Annotated in this window: 14 protein-coding genes and 1 pseudogene; 11 read left to right on the top strand and 4 right to left on the bottom strand. The window is 35.8% G+C overall.

The window, feature by feature from the left end; all coding sequences use genetic code 11:
* Nucleotides 1–124 precede the first annotated feature (124 nt).
* Nucleotides 125–832 carry a dipeptidase PepE gene (gene pepE / locus C245_RS0113070; protein WP_017497048.1) on the bottom strand — a complete coding sequence of 236 codons (708 nt, stop codon included), beginning with the start codon at nucleotides 830–832 and terminating at the stop codon, nucleotides 125–127.
* Between the two features lie 166 nt (nucleotides 833–998).
* Here pepE and C245_RS0113065 point away from each other — a divergent pair, with 166 nt between their 5' ends.
* The 7 genes and pseudogenes from C245_RS0113065 to C245_RS23060 all read left to right on the top strand — a co-directional run bounded on the left by C245_RS0113065 (nucleotide 999) and on the right by C245_RS23060 (nucleotide 7,201).
* On the top strand, nucleotides 999–1,763 hold the full coding sequence (locus C245_RS0113065) for a hypothetical protein (RefSeq protein WP_017497047.1): 765 nt from the start codon (nucleotides 999–1,001) through the stop codon (nucleotides 1,761–1,763).
* On the top strand, nucleotides 1,750–2,478 hold the full coding sequence (locus C245_RS0113060) for a carboxypeptidase-like regulatory domain-containing protein (RefSeq protein ID WP_051041443.1): 729 nt from the start codon (nucleotides 1,750–1,752) through the stop codon (nucleotides 2,476–2,478). The genes C245_RS0113065 and C245_RS0113060 overlap by 14 nt, the downstream gene beginning before the upstream one ends.
* Nucleotides 2,468–3,217, top strand: a complete 750-nt coding sequence (locus C245_RS0113055; RefSeq protein ID WP_017497045.1) for a hypothetical protein — start codon at nucleotides 2,468–2,470, stop codon at nucleotides 3,215–3,217. Before C245_RS0113060 ends, C245_RS0113055 begins: the two co-directional genes overlap by 11 nt.
* On the top strand, nucleotides 3,217–3,723 hold the full coding sequence (locus C245_RS0113050) for a DUF6702 family protein (RefSeq protein ID WP_017497044.1): 507 nt from the start codon (nucleotides 3,217–3,219) through the stop codon (nucleotides 3,721–3,723). Before C245_RS0113055 ends, C245_RS0113050 begins: the two co-directional genes overlap by 1 nt.
* A gap of 66 nt (nucleotides 3,724–3,789) precedes the next feature.
* Nucleotides 3,790–6,030, top strand: coding sequence for a M1 family metallopeptidase (locus C245_RS0113045; RefSeq protein WP_017497043.1), 2,241 nt, complete (start codon nucleotides 3,790–3,792; stop codon nucleotides 6,028–6,030).
* Between the two features lie 257 nt (nucleotides 6,031–6,287).
* Nucleotides 6,288–6,635, top strand: coding sequence for a twin-arginine translocase TatA/TatE family subunit (locus tag C245_RS0113035; protein WP_017497041.1), 348 nt, complete (start codon nucleotides 6,288–6,290; stop codon nucleotides 6,633–6,635).
* Between the two features lies 1 nt (nucleotide 6,636).
* Nucleotides 6,637–7,201, top strand: a pseudogene (locus C245_RS23060) (phosphatase PAP2 family protein).
* A 269-nt stretch (nucleotides 7,202–7,470) separates the two neighbouring features.
* Here C245_RS23060 and C245_RS0113025 read toward each other — a convergent pair.
* The 3 genes from C245_RS0113025 to C245_RS23055 form a co-directional block, all read right to left on the bottom strand.
* Nucleotides 7,471–8,112, bottom strand: a complete 642-nt coding sequence (locus C245_RS0113025) for an O-methyltransferase (RefSeq protein WP_017497040.1) — start codon at nucleotides 8,110–8,112, stop codon at nucleotides 7,471–7,473.
* 113 nt (nucleotides 8,113–8,225) lie between these two features.
* Nucleotides 8,226–8,558 carry a hypothetical protein gene (locus C245_RS0113020; RefSeq protein WP_017497039.1) on the bottom strand — a complete coding sequence of 111 codons (333 nt, stop codon included), beginning with the start codon at nucleotides 8,556–8,558 and terminating at the stop codon, nucleotides 8,226–8,228.
* Between the two features lie 229 nt (nucleotides 8,559–8,787).
* Complete coding sequence (locus tag C245_RS23055) at nucleotides 8,788–9,381, bottom strand: YceI family protein (RefSeq protein ID WP_017497038.1); 594 nt, start codon at nucleotides 9,379–9,381, stop codon at nucleotides 8,788–8,790.
* A gap of 209 nt (nucleotides 9,382–9,590) precedes the next feature.
* Here C245_RS23055 and rlmN point away from each other — a divergent pair, with 209 nt between their 5' ends.
* The 4 genes from rlmN (at nucleotide 9,591) to C245_RS0112990 (ending at nucleotide 13,335) form a co-directional block, all read left to right on the top strand.
* Complete coding sequence (gene rlmN / locus C245_RS0113010) at nucleotides 9,591–10,634, top strand: 23S rRNA (adenine(2503)-C(2))-methyltransferase RlmN (RefSeq protein ID WP_017497037.1); 1,044 nt, start codon at nucleotides 9,591–9,593, stop codon at nucleotides 10,632–10,634.
* Nucleotides 10,635–10,875: 241 nt separating this feature from the next.
* Nucleotides 10,876–11,853 (top strand): polyprenyl synthetase family protein, encoded by a 978-nt coding sequence (locus tag C245_RS0113005; RefSeq protein WP_017497036.1) that lies wholly within the window; start codon nucleotides 10,876–10,878, stop codon nucleotides 11,851–11,853.
* Between the two features lie 200 nt (nucleotides 11,854–12,053).
* A complete protein-coding gene (locus C245_RS0112995; RefSeq protein WP_017497035.1) occupies nucleotides 12,054–12,614 on the top strand; it encodes an RNA polymerase sigma factor in 561 nt (186 codons plus the stop codon).
* Nucleotides 12,601–13,335, top strand: a complete 735-nt coding sequence (locus C245_RS0112990) for a hypothetical protein (RefSeq protein ID WP_017497034.1) — start codon at nucleotides 12,601–12,603, stop codon at nucleotides 13,333–13,335. Before C245_RS0112995 ends, C245_RS0112990 begins: the two co-directional genes overlap by 14 nt.
* The last annotated feature ends 6 nt before the right edge of the window (nucleotides 13,336–13,341 follow it).

Genomic DNA, 13,341 nt, shown 5'->3' with positions numbered 1-13,341 from the left:
GCCTCAAACAAATGTTTGAGGCTTTTTTCGTTTTTGCCTGTATTCAAGCGTATTCATGTAAAAAAAAACCAAATTCCAAATTTGATTGATAAACTGGAATTTGGAATTTAAAAAGATTGAATTTTTATTTCAGATTGCTCAGATCGCTGCCTGTCTCCAGTTCTGTCGGAGTTTCGTTTTGCAGGAACAAACGCGCCTGCAGGTTTCCTTTTAAAGTAATTGTATCGCCTTTTACTTCCAGCCAGCTGCCTTCTCTTAAGCCTAAAACCGGGATTGCGTTGAAAGCATGGAATTCCTTAATTCTGGTTTCCCTTGTTTCGCCCATATGTTTAGATTGTAAGTCAGGATCCAGGTAATGTGGGTTCAGGTTAAAAGGAATTAATCCTAAGGTTTGAAAACTTGGAGGGTAAATGATGGGCATATCGTTAGTGGTTTGCATAGAAAGACCACAAATGTTACTTCCGGCACTTGTTCCTAAATAAGGAGTTCCGTTTTTTACCGTCTCAGAAAGAAGCTGCATAATGTTATGTTTGTAGAGTTGAGTAACCAGTAAAAAGGTATTTCCGCCTCCGGTAAATATTCCTTCCGCATTTTTTACGGCGTCTGTTGCATTCTCAAATTCGTGAATTCCTTTAACAGAGATATCTATCGAAGCAAAAGCTTCCGAAACTTTTGCCGTATAATCGTCATGCGAAATGCCTCCGGGTCTGGCAAACGGAATAAATAAAATGCTCTTACAGTTTTTAAAGTGAGATTGTAAAGTAGGGAGTAAATACTCTAAATAGCTGCCTTCGTGAAGAGTAGAAGTGCTGGCGATGATGATGCTTTTCATAATGGTTTAAACTCAGGTTGAATCGGCTAAAGGTATTAAAAAACTCTCTTTAGAATGCTTCTTTGTGGGGTTTAATTAACATATTTTTACCAACTCCTTAGTATTAAATTTGGAGAACATTAAGATATTTTTACAGCTTTAAGAAAATCTTTAAAATTTTGTTGTCATGCACAGGTTCGTCTGTTTTCTGATTCTTGCTTTAGGGCAGACCGCTTGGTCTCAGGCTCAGGAGCAGACTGTTTTAAACGGGCGAATAAGCGCGAATGTCACTGATCTCGAAGGGGTTTATGTAATCAATGCGCGGACAGAGGGGATGACAACAACCAATTCCTCAGGTGCATTTTCTATTGGTGCTAAAGCAGGTGATGAGCTTGTTTTTTCTTCGATACAATTCAAAGAAAGCAGAGTAGTATTAACGGCAGAAAATTTCTCAGATATCAACTTTGTTGTAAAACTTAATGTAGTAATGCATCAATTGCAGGAAGTTGTTGTTAAAAATTACAATAATGTAAATGCTGTTTCTTTGGGAATTATTCCAAGCGGACAAAAGACATATACAGCAGCTGAACGAAAATTGCGTACCGCGACAGATCTAAATGCAAAGGCAAATGCCGGAGGTATGGTTGGTGGTTCTGTTTCTGCCGATCCGCTGTTGAATTATTTTTCTGGACGTACAGCTATGCTTAAAAAAGAGGCAGTGGTAGAGAAAAAAGAGGCTTTTATGAAGCTGTTAGAAAAAATGTTTACACTGGAGCATTTTGTAGAGCAATTGAAGATTCCTTTAGAATATGTAAAAGGATTCGAATATTACGTCGTAGATAATGATAGCTTTACAGTGGTTTTAAATTCTAAAAATAAGACTTCGACAGAATTTTTGTTGGCGGAATTAGCGGTGAAGTATAAAGAAATAATTGCAAGTGAAAATAAATAGATTTATAAGTAGTAGTCTGCTGTTGTTGTTAGTTCAGTTGGGATTTGCACAAAATAAGGTTTCAAAAGAAATTTCGGGACAGATTTTTGAGCAGTCTACGTCAGTTGAGTCCGTGAATATTATTAATAATACAACTCAGGTAACGGCTGTTTCAGATGCAAACGGAGGATTTTCAATTGTAGTAAAAGAAGGAGATGTTTTAGTGTTTTCGGCAGTAAATCTCGAAGGGTATAAGAGACGAATCACGGCTGACGATATGAATGCAGGTAGGCTTCAGATTAAAATGACAGCCAAAGAAGTGGAGCTGAAAGAGGTAGTAGTGAATGAAAATGCCAATATAACAGCTGAGAATTTAGGGATAATTCCGTACGGACAGAAAAAATATACCCCTGCAGAACGAAAAGTGTACACTGCGACTTCAACCTCGGTAGACAAGTTGCTTAACAAAATTTCCGGAAGAACAGCCATGCTTAAAAAAGAGGTTAATGTAGAGAAGAAAGAGGCGCTCTTTAGAAAAATGGAATATCTTTTCGAGGAAAATTATTACACAGAAAGATTACGGATACCAGTAGCGGATATTAAAGGATTTCAGTTATATTGTGTGGATGATGCTGATTTTGCCGTATCTTTGAATACTAAAAACAAAACAATGAGTATGTTTTTGTTAACCGATCTAGCCAGAAAATATCTAATAATTCTCGAAAATGAAAAATAGCCTAACCTTATTGCTTATAAGCCTGATTTGTCAAATTACACTAGGACAAAATTCAAGAAAACCCATCCACGGACAAGTTACCAATAAATCGCTCGCCGTTGAAAGTGGTTTTGTGATGAATGTAAATGCCAATGTGAGAACCTTTATTGGTTCAGGCGGATTGTTTGATATCATGGCAAAACCTAAGGATACCTTGTTGTTTACGGGATTGGCGTTTCAGTCCAAAAAAATTGTGCTGACAGAAAAAGACTGTGCCGGAGTTCTGCTTTCGGTGCCATTAGATTTAATAAGTAATGAGCTGAAAGAAGTTTTGGTCCATAAAGATCTAAAAGTAAAATCACTTGGCGGAGGTTCACAACAATATGTCGACATGCAGTTTGAAGATGATAAGCAGTCTACAGCCAAAAATATTACAATGTACTCTGATCAGACGATTAAATACGGTATGAACTTTGTCAGAATTTTTAAAGATGTTAAAAAGCTGCTTTCTAAAGATGATGATGATAAGGAAGAAGTTATTACGGATCTTGCTTTTATTGAATATTCCAGAGCCAATTTCAAACCGAACTTTTTTACCGGTACTTTGGGGTTAAAAGAAGATGATATAGAATTGTTTCTGTTGTATTGTTCTAATGATCCGGAATCCAGAAAACATCTTGGTCCGGACCAGAAATTTGAATTGATTGATTTCCTGGTTAATAAAAATAAGGAATTTAAAAAAGTGAAAGTTTCTCAGTAATGAAAAATAAGGTAATCTATCCTTTAATAGGAATATTGTTTTTATCACTTTCTGCTTTCGCATTCCACAAGTTTTATGTGGGTGTTTTTCAGGTCAATTATGCCGCCGAAAAAAAGATGATTCAGATTACTTCCCGAATTTTTATTGATGACCTTAATAATGGTATGGAGAAAAAATACCATAAGAAAACATTCGTAGGAACCGATAAAGAAACCGAAGCAGATGTAGAGCTGTTAAAGAAATACCTTGCAGAAAACTTTATCATTAAAATAAACGGTCAGTCCAAACCCATTACCTTTTTGTCTAAAGAGATAGAAGCCGGTGATGTTTTGGTTTGTTATTCGCGAATAAAAGACATCGATAAATTTAAAACGATTGAAATCTCTAATACTATTTTAGTAGATTGGAATGCTGAGCAACAGAATATTACGCACATTACGGCATTTGGTAGTAAGAAAAGTGTTCTCTTTACCGAATCTTCCAGGAAAGAATTGTTAAAGTACTAAAGAATCGATAAAATTATTGATTTAATTGTTATTTTCACACCCTGACAAAATTACCATTACTATTTTATGAAAAAACTTTCATTATTGTTGATTTTTCCTGCAATGCTTATCGCTCAGGAAAAAACAGTTGCTCCAAAGCAACAAGGGAAGTACGATACAAACAAATTCAGCCAGATGTATGATCTGCTGGCTACTCCTAATATGTTTCGTACCGCTTCGGGAGCACCGGGGCCTGCGTATTACCAACAACAGGCCGATTATAAAATCGACATTGAATTAGACGATAAAAAATCAAGAATAGACGGGTCTGAAGTGATAACCTATTCTAATAATTCTCCTGATGTTCTGGAGTATTTATGGATACAGTTAGATCAGAATCAGGCCAGAGCCAAAACGCAGACCTCTTTGGCGGAAAGCGAAAAAATAAGCCCTGTTTTGCCTTTGGATGGTTTTTCAAGTAAATATTTGAAAAAAGATTTAGAGCGTGGTTTTAATATTGAACAGGTAAAAGACATAAAAGGAAACCCAATGTCGTACACCATCAATGAAACCATGATGCGTATTAATTTGGCAACACCATTAAAACCGGGTGAAAAAATCTCATTGGCCATCAAATGGTGGTACAACGTTAACAACTACAGAAAAGAAGGTGGCGGACGTTCCGGTTATGAATCATTTGATAAAGACGGAAATAAATTATATGTAATTGCTCAGTTTTACCCAAGAATGGCTGTATACAATGATGTTGAAGGCTGGCAGAACATGCAGTTTTGGGGAAGTGGAGAGTTTGCATTGCCTTTCGGTAATTTTGATGTAAACATTACAGTTCCTGCAGATCACATCATTGATGCTACCGGAGAACTGACCAACAGAGCCGAAGTTTTTACGCCGGAACAGGTAAAACGTTACGAACAGGCTCAGAAATCATTTGATAAACCAGTTGTAATTGTAACTCAGGCTGAGGCAGAAGCAGCAGAAAAAGGATTTTCGGAAAAGAAAAAAACCTGGAGATTCAGTGCTAAAAATGTACGTGACTTCGGAATTGCTTCTTCAAGAAAATTCATTTACGATGCAATGGCTGTAAAAATTGGAAACAGAGTAGTGATGGCCGAATCTGTTTATCCAAAAGAATCAAATCCGTTATGGGGAGAAACCTCCACAATGGTGGTAGCACATACTTTAAAAAGCTATTCAGCACATACTTTTGATTACCCTTATCCAAAAGCAGTATCGGTTTCAGCCGAAGATCAGGGGATGGAATATCCAATGATTTGTTGGAATTATGGTCGTCCGGATGAAAATGGGGTGACCAGCAAAGAGGTTAAAAACGGAATGATCGGTGTGGTAATTCACGAAGTGGGGCATACCTTTTTTCCAATGATTGTAAACTCAGATGAACGTCAATGGAGCTGGATGGATGAAGGTTTAAACTCCTTTTTACAATACATGGCAGAGCAGGAACTGGATTCGAACTTTCCTTCAAGACGCGGACCTGCGAAAAATATTGTTCCGTATATGAGTGGAGATCAAAAGTTTTTAGAGCCTATTATGTCGAACTCTGAAACCATTCATCAATTTGGGAATAACGCTTACGGAAAACCGGCCACAGGTCTTAATATTCTGAGAGAAGTCGTAATGGGAAGAGAATTGTTTGACTATGCTTTTAAAACCTATGCCAACAGATGGAAATTTAAACACCCAACTCCTGAAGATTTCTTTAGAACGATGGAAGACGCTTCGGCGGTTGATTTAGATTGGTTTTTCAGAGGATGGTTTTATTCTACAGATTTTGTAGATATCGGAATCAAAGAGGTAAAACAATACTATGTTTCCGAAACTCCGACTGCAGATATCAAAGATATTAAAGTGAAAAAAGGACGTTTTGGATTTGAAAAAGGACCTTTTGTATATTTAGTTGCCGGTGATAATGCCGAGGTAAACGCTTCGACTAAGAAACCACTAAAAGTAGAGGAGGTAAAACTATTGTCAGATTATGTGAGTCAAACCTTTACAGCAGAAGAAAAAGCAAGTCTGAAATCACCTAAATATTTCTATGAAGTAGAGTTTAGTAAACCGGGAGGAATGATCATGCCAATTTTGGTTGAGATTACTTACGAAGACGGAACAAAAGAGAATTATCAGTATCCGGCTCAGATCTGGAGAAAGAATAACGACACGGCTAAAAAAGTGTATGCAACTGAAAAAGCAATCAAGAGCATTCAGATAGATCCGAAATTAATGACCGCCGATATTGATGTTACCAATAATAGCTGGCCAAAAGTAGAAGAAAAATCAAAATTTGATTAGCAATAAATCAAAAAAAGTGCTGTCTCAAAATGAGGCGGCACTTTTTTTATAAAATAAAACTTCTTTTAAAAGGAATTACTTCTGTTTTTTCTGAAACTGCTCCAGCGGAGCAAAATCTTTATAGCAAATACAATTTACCAGTTTTAAGAAGCTCCAGCGGAGCGTAATTCTTTTAAGGTAGTTTCCCTTTTTTTAAGTAAATTTTAAAACCGTCCGTTATAAAATTTAATATCTTTGTGAACACAAAAATAAAAGATATGTTTGGTATAGGAGGAGGAGAATTAGTTTTTATACTTTTTATAGTGCTAATGCTTTTTGGTTCAGATAAAGTGCCTGAAATTGCCCGTACAATGGGAAAGGCCATGGCGCAATTAAAAAATGCTACTAATGATATTAAAAGTGAAATTCAAAAAGGAGCTGAGGCTAATGGTCTTGATTCCAGGTCACTTACGGATATAACGGGTAACATCAATGCACAAATTAATGACGCCAAAAGCAATCTGATGGGGGACTCCGCTAATTTATTGGGAGACACTACTACAGAAATAGACAAAGTAAAAGAAGATATCGATTCAATCTCAGGACCTGTAAAACGCCAAAGATAATATGCTTGAAAAAATACAAAAATTAGACACCGAGTTATTGGTGTACCTTAACGGTTTAGGTTCTGAAACATACGATAAACTTTGGCTGATTATTACCAGTCAGTTAAATTGGACACCTCTTTTTCTGTTGTTTTTTTATTTGATGTACAAGAAGATAGGGGGGGAAACAAACTTTGTATGTGATCCTTTTTATTGCCGTGCTAATCACTTTTACAGATCAGGTTACCAATTTGGTTAAATACACGGTTCAGCGACTACGACCATGTAATAATCCTGATATCAACACTATTATTCGAGTGGTACAAACCCGAAAATCATTTAGTTTTTTCTCCGGACATGCAGCCAACACTATGGCGGTAGCGACCTTTTTATATTTCGTTTTAAGACGTCGTATTAAGTTTTTGGGATTTATATTCCTATGGCCTTTAATCTTTGCTTATAGCCGAATTTACTTAGGATTACACTACCCGGGAGATATCTTAACCGGTTATTTCTTTGGAGCCCTTTTCGGATCCTTACTTTATTTGGTATACCGCAGGTTAAAACCACAATACTTCCCAGGATAGGTTTTTTTGAAGGTCCTGAGGGGATAAGATACTAAGGTTCTAAGTTTTTATTTGAGAAAACTTAGAACCTTATTTGTTTAGTTTTTAATTACTTTGTTCAATTGTCTCCAGCTTCAGCTGGAGGTGAAATTGAATAGGAAAAAGGCTTTAGCCCAATGAAACAATGGCAAATAACATGCTTAAAGGTTCTGAGTTTCTAAGATACTAAGTTTTTATTTGAGAAAACTTAGAGCCTTAGCGCCTCAGTATCTTAGTATCTTAGTCTCTCTTTAAAGTATCCTGCTAACCGTTAATCCATCACGAATAGGTAATAAAACCGTTTCGACTCTAGGGTCGTTTTTCAAGAGTAAATTGTATTCTAAAAGAACTTTGGTGCTAACATCATTTGGATGAACCGGTTCCAGTATTTTTCCACTCCATAAAACATTATCCGATAAGATAATACCGCCTTTGTTCATTTTCGGAACGATCATTTCCCAATAATTGATATAATTTTCTTTATCGGCATCGATAAAAACCAAGTCAAATTTAACGTCCAAAGTTGGAATGATTTCAACAGCTTCTCCTAAATGTTGGAAAATTTGTTTTCCCCAAGGAGATGCATCAAAATATTTACGTTGAAAATCGACTAATTCTTCTTTGATGTCAATGGTGTGCAGCTGCCCGTTTTCCTGCATTCCCTCACACAGACACAAAGCGGCATAACCAGTATAAGTTCCAATTTCGAGAATGTTCACAGGGCGAATCAATTTGGAGAGCATGCTTAAAACACGACCCTGAAAATGCCCGCTAAGCATTCTTGGCAATAATATTTTCTGGTACGTTTCTTTATTTAGTTTAGCCAACAATTCCGGTTCGTTTTCAGAATGTTGCTCGATATAATCTTCCAGTTCTTGAGAAATAAAATGCATCTTGTAGTATCTTCTAATTTTGAATGTAAAAATACGAAAAATACTGGCTCCTTTTTGGGTATAAAAAAACCATTCGTTGTAGCGAATGGTTTTAGTTTCATAAAGTGAAGAGGCTATTTTTTCAAAGCCTCATTAACTTCTTTAGCTGTTTTTACCGTACCGTCTTTAGCAGCTTTAGCAGCATTTTCTACTTTTTCAGCGCCTTTTTTAGTAGCGTCTTTTACATCTTCTGCTGCTTTTTTGGTAGCTTCTTTTACATCTTCAGCAGCGCTTTCAGTTTTGCTTACTGCGCTATCTTTTACTTCTTTAATATCGGTAGTTAAAGAGTCAACTTTGTTTCCAAGAGTTAGTTCTTCCTCTGCAGGTTTTGGTTCCTTCTTTTCGCAAGATTGAACAGCGAATGCTAATAAAGCGATAACAGCCAGACTTAAGATTTGTTTTTTCATAAGAAATTGATTTTTTTAGATTGATTAAATTTAAAAGTTATAAAGCTGAAAAATAAAGATACACATTTTAAAATGATTGAGCTCTTTGTAAGATTACTTTCCTTTTGAGTGGAAGACAATTCTCGTGCCAAAGTTTTGAGTTTTGAAATGCTGAGCTATTTTTTTTATTCATTTTTAGAATAGAAAAGTATTTATTGTTTCATACTTTTATTTCACTGCTTTTAAATCGTTATTTAATCACTAATATAGTATCATTTTTCGCAAAATCAGTCAAAGTGATGTTGAAGATCACTGTTAATTCTTTCCCTGCCCTAACAACTCCAAGTGCTGCTGAAGGGGTGGTCATTTCAAAATCACTAAAAGTCATTCGGTTAGAGCCTTGCAGCGCAAAAGTACCGTCTTTATAGGCTGTTACTCTTATCTGAGTTTTAAAATCTTTACTAACACCCGCTATAGTGTAAGTTCCAATAAGATTCCAGGTGTTTTCGTTTACTTTTTCGGCAGATTTTAGAGCGTATTTAATGTTTTTATGGTCATCGGTTTCCAAAGCTTTATAAGCAACATCGTCCATGCTGCCTTTGCCGCTTTTTAAGCTCTCAGCTGATAAGGAAACGGTCAGGTTTTTTATATCTGTAATTTTCGAATCTGTAACAGTTAAGAAAGCACTTCCCACTCCGTCTGAAGATTTCATCGTCCAATCGTGTATGTTGGAAGTTCCTGCAACTTCAAAGGCTGATTTTGATAAACTATATCTTTTTTGTGAGTTTACTTGTAAAGATAACATCAGTACTGCTGCTAATAAAATAGATTGGATCGTTTTCATTTGTATAGGTATTTGTTAAATTTTAAGATCAGTTTGCGGTTCAGTTGATTTTTGATAATGAGTTACTGTCTTTTTCTTATGTCAAATTTATTACGAACGAATAGCAAAAGACCTGATAAAAATCATGGTTAGGTTTTTATTTAAAGCGTATATATTGAGAGAAAATACATTTTCTGAGAAATGTTTTAAAAAGTGATTAACTTTGCAACATGCAAATGGAGAAAAAAGATATAAGAGCCTTAACAAAAGATCAGCTTCGCGATTTTTTTGTCGCTAATAATGACAAAGCCTTTCGCGGAAATCAAGTCTACGAATGGTTATGGAGTAAAGGAGCACACAGTTTTGAAGACATGACCAATGTTGCCAAAACAACTCGTACGATGCTAGAGGAAAATTTTGTAATCAATCATATTAAGGTAGATACCATGCAGCGCAGCAGTGACGGAACCGTAAAAAATGCCGTTCGTCTGCATGATGGTTTAGTGGTAGAGTCCGTATTGATTCCTACAGAAACCAGAACAACAGCCTGCGTTTCAAGTCAGGTTGGGTGTAGTCTGGATTGTAATTTCTGTGCCACTTCACGATTGAAAAGAATGCGAAACCTGGAACCGGGAGAAATCTACGATCAGATTATTGCGATAGACAAAGAGAGTCGATTGTATCACAATCATCCGCTTTCGAATATTGTTTTTATGGGAATGGGTGAGCCTTTGATGAATTACAATAACGTCATCAAAGCTATTGATATGGTTACCTCGCCGGAAGGATTAGGGATGTCGCCCAAACGTATTATGGTTTCGACTTCCGGAATTCCGAAGATGATTAAAAAAATGGCCGATGATGATGTAAAATTCAAACTGGCAGTTTCTCTGCACTCGGCTATTGATGATGTACGAGCACGAATCATGCCTTTCAGTAAAAATTTTCCGTTAAAAGATCTGCGTGAAGCTTTGGAATATTGGTATAGAAAAACTAAAAGTAAAATCTCGTACGAATATGTAGTCTGGAAAGGAATCAATGACGATAAAGCTTCGATTGATGCTTTGGTGAAATTTTGTAAATATGTTCCGTGTAAAGTCAATTTAATTGAATACAATCCAATTGATGATGGCGAGTTTCAACAAGCTTCAGAAGAATCGATTCTGGCTTATATAAAAGCATTGGAAAATATCGGAGTAGTGGTAAAAGTACGCCGAAGCAGAGGAAAGGATATTGATGCTGCCTGCGGACAATTGGCCAATAAAGAAGGATAAATAATGTTTTGCAGTTTTGTGCTGCAAACGAACAGCTTAATAAATTTTTAAAGATGCCTTGTTCTTCAAGGCATTTTTTATAGAGCATTGCCTGAGAGCGGACACTTTTGTTGATAACGAATTCAAATTGAGACAGAAGAAAGTTTTCGGTCCGTTTTTTTACATTAGCATTTAAATTATTGATATACTAATGTAAAATACATCGTATTTTTTTATTTAAAATAGTATATTTGGGATCGAAATGAATATTACTTCTCAAATAAAACAGCCCATCTTTAACGAGATGGAACTTTTTGAAAAAAAGTTCCATGAATCGATGACCTCAAAGGTGGCTTTATTGAATCGTATTACCTATTATATCGTAAACCGAAAAGGAAAACAAATGCGTCCGATGTTTGTTTTTCTAACCGCTAAAATGGTTTCTGAAGGTATTGTAAACGAAAGAACCTATCGCGGAGCTTCTGTAATCGAACTTATTCATACCGCTACTTTGGTACACGATGACGTGGTAGACGATAGCAATCGCCGTCGCGGATTTTTCTCAATCAATGCGCTTTGGAAAAATAAGATTGCCGTTTTGGTAGGAGACTATTTGTTGTCAAAAGGACTGTTACTCTCTATCGATAATGGTGATTTTGATTTGCTCCGTATCATTTCTGTAGCCGTTCGCGAAATGAGCGAAGGTGAATTGCTTCAAATTGAGAAAGCAAGAAGACTGGACATCACCGAAGAAGTATATTACGAAATCATCCGAAAGAAAACAGCAACGCTTATTGCAGCCTGTTGTGCACTTGGTGCAAAATCGGTAATTGAAGATGATGCTCAGGTCGAAAACATGAGAAAATTTGGCGAGCTGATCGGAATGGCTTTTCAAATCAAAGATGATTTATTTGATTACAGCGAAGAAGCTATCGGTAAACCAACCGGAATCGATATTAAAGAGCAAAAAATGACTTTGCCTTTAATTCATGTTTTAAATACTTGTACCCCGCAAGAAAAAAAGTGGTTGATAAACTCCATCAAAAACCACAATAAAGACAAAAAACGTGTCAAAGAAGTTATCGCATTTGTAAAAAGCAATAATGGGTTGGCTTACGCCGAACAAAAAATGGTGCAATTTCAGCAGGAAGCACTTTTGCTACTGGATAATTTTTCAGATTCTGAGTTTAAAGATGCCCTTGTTTTAATGGTAAACTACGTTATTGAAAGAAAAAAATAGTTTTTTTAAATTAGATAATTAGAAAATTTGTTAATTAGATAATTGATTTACTTTGTTGTAAATGAATGGTTTAATTGTGTTTTTTCGGAATTTGTAATTTTTTTATTGATTTTTTTTTCCATTCTCATGCAACCATTTCAAAACGTTATGCGTCTATGCTAATAGAAGTCTGTTACTAAACCAAAACCAACCGCTTATTAATGAAAATTATTCATTTACATCAGGAAGAAACCGAAATTATAAAGTTGGCTGTCGAGAATAATCGGCAGGCGCAACAACAAATTTACAGTCGGTTTTCTTCAAAAATGTTAAGTGTTTGTCGACAGTATATAAAAGACATTCAATTGGCTGAAGATGTGATGATAACTGCCTTTATGAAAGTGTTTACCAATTTAAGCAGATTTGAGCACAAAGGAAGTTTTGAAGGTTGGGTCAGGCGGATTATGGTGAACGAATGTATTTCGTATTTAAGAGTTCATAAAAAAGTAAAGTTTAGTGAAGAAGAAATTTATATCGAAGAGAGTTTCAATGCCATTGACAGTCAGTTTTCGATCGATCAGATTCAGTTCTTAATTGATGCTTTACCGGAAGGTTACAGAATGGTTTTTAACTTATACGCCATAGAAGGATACAAACACAATGAAATTGCCAAGATGTTAGGGATTAACGAAGGAACATCAAAATCGCAATTATCGCATGCCAGAAAAATGCTGCAAACACAAATTAATAGTCTAAAAAAACAAGATAATGGAACCGAATAATTTTGAAAAGGATTTCCGTGAAAAACTAAATCAACGTAAAATTGAACCAAGTGATAAAGCCTGGGATCGATTGGATGCCATGTTGAGCGTCGCTGAAGAAAAGAAAACTATTGCTCTTAGTTCACGACAAGCCGGGAAAAAGAAATGGATGTATGTTGCTGCAAGTATTGTTGGTTTTTTATTGGTTGGAATGTTCTTTTTTAACCAAAAGAAAAATACAGATGTAACACCAAAAGACATCATAGTGGTTAAGGAAGATGCAAAGAAAGATTCGGTTGTACAGCCAGCTTTAGATACCAATATAGCTGTTGAAGAAGCAGTAGCAGTTTCAGAAGAAAAAGCAATTAAAAAGTCAGTTCAACAAGAAGAGCATCAGGAATCAAAATCGAATAAAATCATTACAAATAAATCCAATGCAATAGCGGAGTCTTCAATCATCATCAAAAACAATCCTGAAAAACAATCAATCAATCTACAGCCTTTAATGGCTAAAAATCCTGAAAAAGAAACGGTAGATCAGTTGCTGGGAACAGCTGAAAAAGTAATCGTCGCTGAGAATGCTGTCAAGCCAAAATCAAAAGTAAAAATCAATGCCAATGATTTACTTCAACAGGTCGATGGTGAATTAGAGCAGTCGTTTCGCGAAAAGGTAATTACAAAAGTCAATAAAAATTACCAAACGGTAAAAGTGGCTTTGGCTAATCGAAATCAGCAGGAATAAAGTTTC

The sequence above is a fragment of the Flavobacterium sp. WG21 genome (assembly GCF_000335775.1).
GTDB classification, from domain to species: domain Bacteria; phylum Bacteroidota; class Bacteroidia; order Flavobacteriales; family Flavobacteriaceae; genus Flavobacterium; species Flavobacterium tructae.
This window is presented reverse-complemented; position numbering and strand designations above follow the sequence as displayed.